This is a genomic window from Streptomyces sp. NPDC059524, from assembly GCF_042749255.1.
Classification (GTDB): domain Bacteria; phylum Actinomycetota; class Actinomycetes; order Streptomycetales; family Streptomycetaceae; genus Streptomyces; species Streptomyces xanthii.
Genome location: NZ_JBHYTK010000224.1, coordinates 1 through 10089, shown reverse-complemented (window position 1 = coordinate 10089; position 10089 = coordinate 1). Strand labels below are relative to the sequence as shown.

Annotated in this window: 12 protein-coding genes; 5 read left to right on the top strand and 7 right to left on the bottom strand. The window is 72.8% G+C overall.

Translation table 11 applies throughout. The annotated features are described in order from the left end of the window. Nucleotides 1–242: 242 nt before the first annotated feature. The 3 genes from ACFW9D_RS36085 to ACFW9D_RS36075 all read right to left on the bottom strand — a co-directional run bounded on the left by ACFW9D_RS36085 (nucleotide 243) and on the right by ACFW9D_RS36075 (nucleotide 2490). On the bottom strand, nucleotides 243–689 hold the full coding sequence (locus ACFW9D_RS36085; protein ID WP_188335252.1) for an SPW repeat protein: 447 nt from the start codon (nucleotides 687–689) through the stop codon (nucleotides 243–245). A gap of 97 nt (nucleotides 690–786) precedes the next feature. Next, nucleotides 787–1941: a dihydrofolate reductase family protein gene (locus tag ACFW9D_RS36080; protein WP_384629364.1), complete on the bottom strand. Its 1155-nt coding sequence runs from the start codon at nucleotides 1939–1941 to the stop codon at nucleotides 787–789. 99 nt (nucleotides 1942–2040) lie between these two features. Continuing rightward, on the bottom strand, nucleotides 2041–2490 hold the full coding sequence (locus tag ACFW9D_RS36075) for a pyridoxamine 5'-phosphate oxidase family protein (RefSeq protein WP_384629361.1): 450 nt from the start codon (nucleotides 2488–2490) through the stop codon (nucleotides 2041–2043). A 111-nt stretch (nucleotides 2491–2601) separates the two neighbouring features. Between ACFW9D_RS36075 and ACFW9D_RS36070 the strand changes: the two genes are divergently transcribed. Further along, the gene (locus tag ACFW9D_RS36070; protein WP_188335249.1) at nucleotides 2602–2838 is read left to right on the top strand and encodes a hypothetical protein; all 237 of its coding nucleotides are present in this window, start codon (nucleotides 2602–2604) and stop codon (nucleotides 2836–2838) included. 24 nt (nucleotides 2839–2862) lie between these two features. Continuing rightward, entirely contained in the window at nucleotides 2863–3204 is a 342-nt protein-coding gene (locus ACFW9D_RS36065; RefSeq protein WP_188335248.1) for a VOC family protein, read from the top strand. A gap of 48 nt (nucleotides 3205–3252) precedes the next feature. Here the strand turns inward: ACFW9D_RS36065 and ACFW9D_RS36060 are convergent, their stop codons facing one another. Together ACFW9D_RS36060 and ACFW9D_RS36055 are read right to left on the bottom strand one after the other, a co-directional pair. Beyond that, nucleotides 3253–3636: a VOC family protein gene (locus ACFW9D_RS36060; RefSeq protein WP_188335247.1), complete on the bottom strand. Its 384-nt coding sequence runs from the start codon at nucleotides 3634–3636 to the stop codon at nucleotides 3253–3255. Between the two features lie 101 nt (nucleotides 3637–3737). Next, nucleotides 3738–4922, bottom strand: a complete 1185-nt coding sequence (locus ACFW9D_RS36055; protein WP_384629357.1) for a TIGR03364 family FAD-dependent oxidoreductase — start codon at nucleotides 4920–4922, stop codon at nucleotides 3738–3740. 128 nt (nucleotides 4923–5050) lie between these two features. On the opposite strand from ACFW9D_RS36055, the gene ACFW9D_RS36050 reads away from it, so the two are divergent. Beyond that, nucleotides 5051–5842: a GntR family transcriptional regulator gene (locus ACFW9D_RS36050; protein ID WP_384629354.1), complete on the top strand. Its 792-nt coding sequence runs from the start codon at nucleotides 5051–5053 to the stop codon at nucleotides 5840–5842. Beyond that, the gene (locus tag ACFW9D_RS36045; RefSeq protein ID WP_384629351.1) at nucleotides 5839–6549 is read left to right on the top strand and encodes a phosphonatase-like hydrolase; all 711 of its coding nucleotides are present in this window, start codon (nucleotides 5839–5841) and stop codon (nucleotides 6547–6549) included. Before ACFW9D_RS36050 ends, ACFW9D_RS36045 begins: the two co-directional genes overlap by 4 nt. Before the next feature lies 1 nt (nucleotide 6550). On the opposite strand, the gene pgm is transcribed toward ACFW9D_RS36045, so the two are convergent. Together pgm and ACFW9D_RS36035 are read right to left on the bottom strand one after the other, a co-directional pair. Next, a complete protein-coding gene (gene pgm, locus ACFW9D_RS36040) occupies nucleotides 6551–8173 on the bottom strand; it encodes a phosphoglucomutase (alpha-D-glucose-1,6-bisphosphate-dependent) (RefSeq protein ID WP_384629348.1) in 1623 nt (540 codons plus the stop codon). A 93-nt stretch (nucleotides 8174–8266) separates the two neighbouring features. Beyond that, nucleotides 8267–9019 (bottom strand): Clp protease N-terminal domain-containing protein, encoded by a 753-nt coding sequence (locus ACFW9D_RS36035; protein ID WP_384629345.1) that lies wholly within the window; start codon nucleotides 9017–9019, stop codon nucleotides 8267–8269. A 211-nt stretch (nucleotides 9020–9230) separates the two neighbouring features. Here ACFW9D_RS36035 and ACFW9D_RS36030 point away from each other — a divergent pair, with 211 nt between their 5' ends. Further along, on the top strand, nucleotides 9231–9734 hold the full coding sequence (locus tag ACFW9D_RS36030; protein ID WP_384629342.1) for a hypothetical protein: 504 nt from the start codon (nucleotides 9231–9233) through the stop codon (nucleotides 9732–9734). The last annotated feature ends 355 nt before the right edge of the window (nucleotides 9735–10089 follow it).

The window sequence follows — 10089 nt, the reverse complement described above, 5'->3', positions numbered from 1 at the left end:
GGGGGGTTGTGTGCGTCCGGCGGGCCCCCCCGCCGCGGGTTCTCCGTCCGTGGAAGGGATCCGTGAGAGAGATCCGTGCGGGTGATCACCAGCGGGGACCACCGGCTGTGATCATTCGCTGCGATCACCGGTTGTGGTCACCGACTGTGATCTGTGGGTGTGATCCGTGGGGGACGGATCAGTGCGGGGATGGATGCGTGGGTGTCGACCGGGTACGTGTCCTGGTTCGCCCGCCCGCGGGCCTACGCCGTGGTGTCGCGACCGCTCTTCATCGCGACGCCGACACACGCCAGGCCCAGCAGCACCGCGAGGCCGCCGATGATGACGTTGTTGATGATCACGCCGCGGTCGGGGCTGTCACCCACGACCCAGGGAGAGATGATCATCCAGACGCCCATCGCGCAGATGGCCGCGCTGAGGCCGGACATCCGGGCAGGTGCGACCGTGAAGCCGAGGCCCAGCAGCGCGATCGCGATCCCCATGACGAGGTTGTGCGAGGCGAGGACGGGCTGGTTGGCGGTGAAGTGCACGACCCAGGGGGAGATGGCGCAGTAGAGGCCGAGCAGGAACACCGGCCCGTCCACGAGCGCGCTTTGGCGGCCACCGAGCATGCGTGCGTACCGGTCCCGCATTTCGTGTACGTCGGGGTGACTCGAGAGATCGCCCCTGTGATGGGAAACGTCGGCCATGGAAATCGACTCCTCTTTCACCGAGTCCGACCGCGTCGCGCGGTGGGGCCGACCGTCGGGACGGCAGAGCCGCGCATATCCATTCTGCACTTATTTGTTACTTATGTGTACCCGGGTTGACCAGGTGATTGTTGGGGATCATGGCGGCCTCGGCGAGCTCGGGCACCTCCGCGACCGCGATGCCGGCGGCGGCGAGCACCCCGATGCCGTCCGCGCCCGGCACGAACGTGTCCGGCTCGCGCCACGCCGTCACCACCCGGCCCGCACCGGCCTCCACGATCAGCCGGGCGCAGGGCTTGGGCCGTGAGGCCCGCCGGGCGCAGGGTTCCAGGCTGCTGTACACGGTGGCCCCGGCCAGGCGCGGCTCGTCGGAGCCCAGCTTGGCGAGCGCCGCCTCCTCCGCGTGCACGGTCGGATCGCCGCCCTCGCGCGAGTAGCCGCGGGCCAGCTCGGTGCCGTCCGCCGCCACGACCACCGCGCCCACGCTGAAGGCCGTCCGGGACGGCGGACACAGCGTCGCCAGGTCGCAGGCGATCCACAGCCAGTGCCGGTCCGCCGGGGTCGCCAGCGCCGTCGTCCCGGGGACCGTCGGCGCGTACCGGGTCACGATCACGTCCCCGACCTGCTCGGTGTCGAGCACCCGCATCCGGCTGCGCGGCCCGCCCGGGTAGGCGCCGGGTCCGAACAGGCGCGGCGCGTCCGGCTCGCCCACGACGGTCGGCGCCACGGCCAGCCGCAGCTCGTCCGCGAGGCCGAGCCGCAGCAGTTGTGTGTGCACCCGCGCCCCGCCCTCGACCATGAGCCGCCGCACCCCCCGCCCGCCCAGGTCGTCGAGGAGCGCCGCCCAGTCGACGGCCGGGCCGAGCGCCACGACCTCGGCGGCGGCCCCGAGCCGGTCCCGTGCCCGCCCGGCGCCCTCGTCCGTCGTGTAGGCGAGCCGGTCGCCGCCCGTCGTCCAGAAGGGGTCCCCCGGGTCGAACGCGCCCGACGCGCTCACCGTCACCTTGAGCGGGAACGCGGGGCGACCCTCATCGACCCGCCGGGCGCGCCGCAGCTCCGAGTTGACGAGCAGTCGGGGCCGGTCGGCGCGCAGGGTGCCCGCCCCGACGAGCACCGCGTCGCTCGCCGCGCGCAGGGCGTCGACCCGGTCGAAGTCCTCGGGTCCGGACAGCAGCAGCCGCTCCGGGCCGGTGTCGTCGAGACAGCCGTCGAGCGAGACGGCGGCGGACAGCAGCACGTGGGGGCGGGACATGGCGGCTCCGTGACCAGGAAGGACGTGGAGAGCGAGCCTATCGAGACCGGGAACCGGGGCGTGAAGGGTCGGCCCGGGGCCCAGGGCCTTTCGTCTGGATCAGGAGGGCGGATGGGTGGAGCTCGCCCCGATGTCCGCGCTCAGCCAGTGCTCCGGCAGCAGTTCCACCAGAGCTACGCCCTCGGGCCCGAAGCGGCGCAGCGCGTTGTCGGTGTACGTCGCCACCACGTCCGGGGCCAGATAGCGGCCCACGACCGCCGCGATGTCCTCGGCGCTCGCCGTGCGCAGCCGCACCGGGCCCTCGGCCGACACATAACGGAACGTTGGCTCGACGCGCTGCACGAGCAGGGTCGCGCGGCCCGCGGCGGCCAGCAGGCGTGCCTTGCGGCTGTCGCTGCCGGTGACGGCGGTGAACGGGCCGCCGCCCGGCCGGTAGGCGTACCAGATCGGGACGTTGAGCGGTCCGCGTCCGTCGCGGGCGTCGACCGCGAGGCACGCGGGGTGCGTCCCGGCGAGGAACTCCTCGCGCTGTTCCCGGGTGAGCGGCATGGACCTCCTCCGGCCGTGGGACGGTGCTGTCCCTCCCGTTGTACCGGTGGTGCCCGGGTAACGCATGTGGCGGAAGTGCGAGATCGCCGAGGCGGGCCCAGAATCTTAGACATGTCCCTTATGTCCGCAGGTGTGACATGGCTCGGACTCGGCCTCACGGTCGGCACGGCCGGACTGGTGACCTACGGTCTCGCGGTGCTGCCCTGTTCGGCCTCGGTCCGCCAGGAGGACGCCGAACTGGCCTGCCGCCCGGCACGCCGTACGGCACTGGCGCTGGGGTTGCTGGGTGCGGCCTCACTGGTCGTGGGCACGGTGTTCCTCGTGCTCCACATGACGGACTTCAGCTGACAGCACGGCACGAAGGAGCGTTCCATGACCACCGGTCAGAAGACCGTCATCACGCCCGTACGGGATCTCGACGCGGCCAAGGCCCTCTACACGGAACTCCTCGGTGTGCAGCCCGCCGTCGACGAGCCGTACTACGTGGGCTTCGAGGTCGCCGGACAGCATTTCGGACTCGACCCCAACGGGCACAAGAGCGGCATGACCGCACCGGTCGGCTTCTGGACCGTGGACGACATCACCAAGGCGGTGGAGTCCCTGGTCGCCCGGGGCGCGGAGGTCGTCCAGGACGTCACCGAGGTGGGCGGCACCCGGCGGGTGGCGAAGCTCAAGGACGCGGACGGGAACGTGTTCGGCGTGCTCCAGGACTGACCCGCGCACCGCACGGGCCGCACCCGAGGGGTGCGGCCCGGCCTTCGCTCAGAACCCGCCGTAGGGGCGTGTGATGACTTCCATGCCGTGGCCGGCCGGGTCCAGGAAGTAGAGCCCGCGGCCCCCGTCGTTGTGGTTGATCTCGCCGGGCCGCTTCAGACGCGGATCGGCGTAGTACGTGAGCCCGGCCTCCCGGATCCGCCCGAAGATCGCGTCGAACTCCTCTTCGGTGACGAGGAAGGCGTAGTGCTGGGCGACGATCGAGTCGGCCGGGATCGTCGCGAAGTCGAGGGTCACGCCGTTGCTCAGTTCGAGCGGGACGAAGGGCCCCCATGTGTCCCCGGCGGTGAGCCCGAGAATGCCCGCCAGGAACTCGGCGGACTCCCGGTTGTCCCGGGAGTGGACGATGGTGTGATTGAGCTGAACTGCCACGATGGATTGCCTCCAGAAGGCAACTCCGGCACCTCCATGCCTCACCCGGACGGTGACCGGCACGCGATGCTGTGTCGATCCTAACCCGCCCGTCACGCCGGTCACACAGTTGTTCGCAGTGCCCCGTCGAACGTCGCCGCCGCGAGGCCGAACGACAGAGTCATGCCGATCCCGGACGTCACCGTCAGCGCCCGTACGCCCGGGGCGAGATCGCGGACCAGCAGCGGACCGCGCGGGCTGCTCGCGTAGACGCCCTGCCAGCGCTCGGTCACCCGCACCTCGCCGGGACCGACGCCGAGGACCCGGGCCGCCTCGCGCAGCAGCAGACGGCTCGTGGCCTCCTCCTGGAAGGGGATCTCCGTCGTGTCGTACGCGTGCGAGTCGCCGACCAGGACCGTGCCGTCGGGCAGCCGCGTGAACATCACGTTGGCGCCGATGTCCAGCAACTCCGCGCTGTGCCCGCTCACTTCCTCCCGCAGTGCGGCCGCGGACGGCATCGCGGTGAAGCCGTCGTAGCGCAGCATCGAGGTCGCGGTGAGCACCGCCGCGTCGCTGCGGAAGCCGGCCGGCGCGGCGATGCGGGCCATCGACAGGCGGCAGCGCTGGATGCCGTGGGCCTCCGCCTCGGCCGGGCGCAGCCGGTCCAGGTCGTGGCCGACGCAGAGCAGGATCTGGTCGCCGTGCACCGGGCCCCGGCTGGTGTGGACGGTGCCGCTCTCGACGCCGACGACGTTCGTGCCCCAGGCCAGGTGCACCCCGGGCTGCGCGGCGAGCCACGCGGCGTGATTGGGCGCCCCCACCGGGGGGTGGACCCGAGGGTCGGGGGGTTGACCGGCGCCGCCGGCCAGGTCGTCGCGCCCGTCCGCGGCGCGGCCGAGCGTGTCCGCCACCTCGTCGCGGGTGCGCATGCGGACCGCGTCCGTGCCCCGCTCGTCGCGCAGTTCCTCCAGCACGGCCAGCTCGGTGGCCGACCTGGCCACGACGAGCGCGCCCGCCTCCGGGGCCCAGAGTCCCGCCTTCGCGGCGGCGTCCAGCCATCCGGTCCGCGAGCGCCGTGCCAGGTCGAGCAGCTCGCCGCGCTGGGCCGTGACGCAGCAGTGCCCGAAGTTGCGGACAGACGCGCCGACCGGCCGCAGGTCCCGCTCGATGATCGTGACGCTCAGTCCGCGCCGGACCGCCTCGACGGCGTGGGCGAGACCGACGATGCCCGCGCCGACGATCACGAGATCGGCGCGGGTGCCCGGCAGGGAGGAGCGGGCGGGAGTGGGTGCGGTTGCGATGCTCATGCCGACCACCCTGCGGACCGATCGGCACCCCGGGCAAGTGTTGTCTATACAAGTTTCCCGACTGTTTACCGGACGGCCGCCAGGCCCCACCTTGATTCGCCGGCCGCCGGGCTGCGAGACTCCGAGTTGTGAAGACAAGTGATGACGGGCCGCTGCACCAGCGGCTCGGGGCCGAGTTCCGGCGGCGGATCGCGTCGGGGGAGTGGCCCGAGGGACAGCCCGTGCCCACCGAGGCGCAGCTCTGCGAGGAGTTCGGCACCTCGCGCGGACCGGTCCGCCAGGCGCTGGCGCAGCTGCGCGGCGAGGGCCATCTCGTGGGCGGCCGCGGCCGCCCGCCGGTGGCCCGCAGGATCGCGCCCTCGCAGCCGTTCGCGTCCCTCATGTCGTTCACGCAGTGGGCGCACTCCATCGGGCGCACCCCCGGGCAGTACACCGTCGAGGTGGCCCGCCGCCGCGCCCTGCCCGACGTCGCGGGCCGGCTCGGTCTCGACGAGGGCGCGCCCGTCGTCGACCTGGTCCGGGTCCGGCACCTCGACGGCGTGCCCGCCATGATCGAGCGCTCCACGTTCGTCCTCGACGCCGGACTGCACCTGTTCGCCGTCGACCCGGACGCCGGATCCGTCTACGAGGCCCTGACCTCGCGCGGTGTCGACCTGCACCACGCCCGGCACACCATCGACGCCATCGCGGCCGGACCCGAGGACGCCGAACTCCTCGGCGTCGAGGCCGGACAGCCACTGCTGCGCGTCCGCCGGCTCGCCCACACCCGCGACGGCACACCGGTCGAGTACGCCGACGACCGCTACCTGCCCGCCATGGCCACCTTCACCATCGAGAACACCGTCGGGGGCCGCACCGTCGCCGGACGCGACCCCTCCGACACCGCACCGCACCGAACCACGAGTGAGGAAAACGAGTGACCGCCCAGACCCCCGCCCCCGCGATCGAGCTCGCCGTCTTCGACATGGCCGGCACCACCGTCGAGGAGCACGGCGCCGTGTACGAGGCGCTGCGCCACGCCGTCGAGTCGACCGGAGCGTCCGTCGCCGCGAGCGACCTGCAGACCTGGATGGGCACCGACAAGCGCGAGGCCATCGCCGCGCTCGTCCGCATCGGCGGCGGCACGCCCGACGCCGCGCTCGTGGAGCGCCAGTACGAGGTGTTCCGCGCCTACCTGCGCGAGGCCTACGCGAAGACGCCGCCGGAGCCGATCGCCCAGGCCGACAAGGCGCTCGCCGAACTGCGCGCCCGCGGCGTCAAGGTCGCGCTCACCACGGGCTTCAGCGACGACGTGGCCCTGCCGCTGCTGGAGTCGCTCGGCTGGGCCACCGGCGAGGGCGGCAACCTCGACGCCGTCGTGACCTCCGACGAGGTGGTCCGCGGCCGTCCGGCCCCGTACATGATCCACCGCGCCATGGAGAAGACCGGCGTCGTCGACGTGCGCCGGGTGCTCGTCGCCGGGGACACCGCGGTCGACCTGGAGGCGGGGACGAACGCGGGCGCCGGGGTCGTGGTGGGCGTGCTCACCGGTCAGCTGACCCGTGAGCAGCTCGAGGCCCACCCGCACTCCCACGTCCTGGACAGCGTCGCGGACGTCCCCGGCCTGCCGGAGACCGCCCGCGCCTGACCTACGCCAGCGCCGCGTCCACGATGGCCTGCGCCTCGGCCTGCACCTGGGCGAGGTGCTCGGCCCCGCGGAAGGACTCGGCGTAGATCTTGTACACGTCCTCCGTGCCGCTGGGCCGGGCCGCGAACCACGCGTTCTGCGTGGTCACCTTCACGCCGCCGATCGCCGCGCCGTTGCCCGGCGCCTCGGACAGCCGGGCCGTGATCGGCTCGCCCGCGAGGGTGTCCGCGGTGATCGCGTCCCCCGTGAGCTTCGCCAGGCGGGCCTTCTGCTCCTTGGTCGCCTTGGCGTCGATCCGGGCGTACGCGGCGCCGGACGCCCCGTGCTCGGCGGCGAGTTCCGCGTAGTACACCGACGGAGTCCTGCCGGTGACGGCGGTGATCTCGGCGGCGAGCAGGGCCAGCAGGATGCCGTCCTTGTCGGTGGTCCAGACGGTGCCGTCCGTACGCACGAAGCTCGCGCCCGCGCTCTCCTCGCCGCCGAACGCGACCGACCCGTCGACCAGTCCGGGCACGAACCACTTGAACCCGACCGGCACCTCCACCAGTTCACGCCCCAGCGAGGCGGCGATCCGGTCGATGACGGCGCTGGAGACCAGCGTCTTGCCGACGGCCGCCGACGCCGACCAGTCGGGCCGGTGCGTGAACAGGTAGTGGATGGCGACGGCCAGATAGTGGTTCGGGTTCATCAGGCCCGCGTCCGGGGTGACGATGCCGTGCCGGTCGGCGTCCGCGTCGTTGCCGGTCAGCAGGTCGTAGTCGTCCCGCCGCGCGAGGACCGAGGCCATCGCGGGCGCGGAGGACGGGTCCATCCGGATCTTGCCGTCCCAGTCCAGCGTCATGAACCGCCACGTCGGATCGACCTCCGGGTTCACCACCGTGAGGTCGAGCCCGTACATCTCGGCGATCCGCGCCCAGTAGTCGACGCTCGCCCCGCCCAGCGGATCGGCGCCCACGCGTACCCCGGCCGCCCGGATCGCCTCCACGTCCACGATGTTCTTCAGGTCCGCGACGTAGTGCTCACGGAAGTCGTACGGCTCCCAGGCGGGCTCGGCGTCCGAGCGCGGGGACCACGCGGGGTCCTCCAGCAGCTCGTTGGCGCGGTTCGCGATCCACGAGGTGGTCGTCGAGTCGGCCGGACCGCCGTTCGGGGGGTTGTACTTGAAGCCGCCGTCGCGCGGCGGGTTGTGGCTCGGCGTGATCACGATGCCGTCGGCGCGGTCGGCCGGCCCCGTCGCGTTCCAGCGCAGGATCGCGTGGCTCAGCGCGGGCGTCGGAACGAAGCCGTCGTGGGCGTCCGCCAGGATTCGTACCCCGTGCGCGCTCAGCACGCCGAGGGCGGTCTTGAGCGCGGGCCGGGACAGGGCGTGCGTGTCCGGGCCGATGAACAGGGGGCCCGTGATGCCCTCGGCCGTGCGGTGCTCGACGATGGCCTGGGTGATCGCGGCGATGTGCTTCTCGTTGAAGGCGCCGTCGAGGCTGGAGCCGCGATGGCCACTCGTGCCGAAGACGACACGCTGCTCGGGGCGCGTGACGTCGGGCTCCCTCGTGTAATAGGCGTCGATCAGCTCGTCGAGGTCCACGAGGTCGTCCGGCCGGGCGGGGGTTCCAGAGCGGTCAGTCATGGGAGCAGTCTCCCATCCGCGGCGAAGGCGGGAGCCGGACGCCCGGCGACGTGTGCGGTCCGGTGGCGCGCCGCCGCCGGACCGGACGGACCGTCAGCCCTGCGCCCCTTCCTGAGCGTCCTGAGCGTCCTGCTTGTACTGCTCCAGGGCCTGGGCGATGTCGGCCTCGGACGCCTCCTTGGTGATGCCGAGTTCGGCGAGCACGCCCGTGCCGTTCGCCTGCTCCAGCAGAGCGAGCAGGATGTGCTCCGTTCCGACGTAGTTGTGCCCGAGGCGCAGCGCCTCACGGAACGTCAGCTCCAGCGCCTTCTTGGCTTCCGCGTCGAAGGGGATGAGCGCGGGGACGTCGCCGTCGCCCTCGGGCAGCGACGCCGTCGCCGCCTGCCGCACGGTGTCGAGCAGGACGCCCTGCGCGCGGATCGCCTTGGCGCCGAGCCCGTCCGGCTCGTGCAGCAGCCCGAGCAGCAGGTGGGCCGTGCCGATGGAGCCGTGGCCGCCGGCCTTCGCCTCGTTCTGCGAGGCGACGACGACGTTGCGCGCCCGCGGGGTGTAGCGGTTGAAGCCCTGCTGCGGGTCGAGGTCGCCCTCGGGGCCCTTGGCCACGAAGCGCTTCTGCGCGGCCTGGCGGGTGACCCCCATGCTCTTGCCGATCTCCGTCCAGGAGGCGCCGGAGCGGCGGGCCTGGTCGACGAAGTGGCCGATCAGGTGGTCCGCGATGTCACCGAGGTGGTCCGCGGCGAGCACCGCGTCCTGGAGTTGTTCGAGAGCGTCGGTGTGGACGTTCTTGATGGCCTCGATCAGGTCGTCGAGGCGTACGGGCTGATTCATGCCGACCGGATTCGTCATGGAGGCAACCTTAGGTTGACAGTGCGCGACTGTCAACCATCGGTTGACAGTCATCGGGGAAATGCCGCCCGAAGGGCGTGCATTTCAGGGGCGCGGGGAACTGCGCGAGAAGCCCCCACCGGGCGGCACCCGGCGACGAAGGGGCGAAGCTACGGCGCCGAACCGCGCCCGCCCCCGCGTAGGCTGCCGACCGGTCAACCCTCCGGGAGGAATGAGAACAATGCCCGCCGCCCACGTCACCCTCACCGACGTACTGGCCACCGCCGCCCCGGAGGCCACCGGCGCCCTGTGGCGCCTGGAGGGCGCGGCCCGCCAACTGGACGCCAACATGATCCGGCTGCGCCCGGACACGCAGGGCACCGCCCACGTCGAGGCGGACCTGGACGTACTCCTCGTCGTCGTCGCCGGAGGCGGAACGCTCCACCGGGCGGGCGCCGGCGAGGAGTTGGCCCCCGGCGTCCTCGCCTTCGTCCCGCGCGGCGAACAGCGAGCCGTGAGCGCGGGCCCCGACGGCCTCGTCTACCTCACCGCCCACCGCCGCCGCCCCGGCATGACGATCCGCCGCGCCCCGGGCGCCGTGACCGCGGAGGGTGGCGAGGCGCCGTGCCTGCTGCCCCGGGTCTGCGCGGAGTGCGGCCGCGCGGCCGACGACACGGCGGCGCGGTACTGCTCCCGCTGCGGCGAGCGCCTGCCGAGCGCGGAGAACCAGGCATAGCGATCTCGCTGTGGCTGCCGGGTCACCGTCATCCGGCCGTACTTGCGTCGACAAGATCGCGCCAGTGGTCGCATTCCGAACTTCGGTGTCCGCCATGCGTACGGCCTCCGGTGTCCGGAGCACGTCACTTCCGGCCACTGATTCAACACGGACGGTTGCCGAAAGCCGGGGGTCCGGGATGTGATCGCGCCCGGCGCGCGGCAGACTCTGGCCCGCGGCGGACACCGGCTCCCGCTCCGGCTGCCGCGGAGTGGGGAAGCACCACCGGGGGAGCCCCCGCGGGTGGGGCGGGCGGGCTGCCCCACCCCCCCCGTGCCCGCCCGGGGCGGGCCGCCGGGGGGGCCCGGGGGGCCGC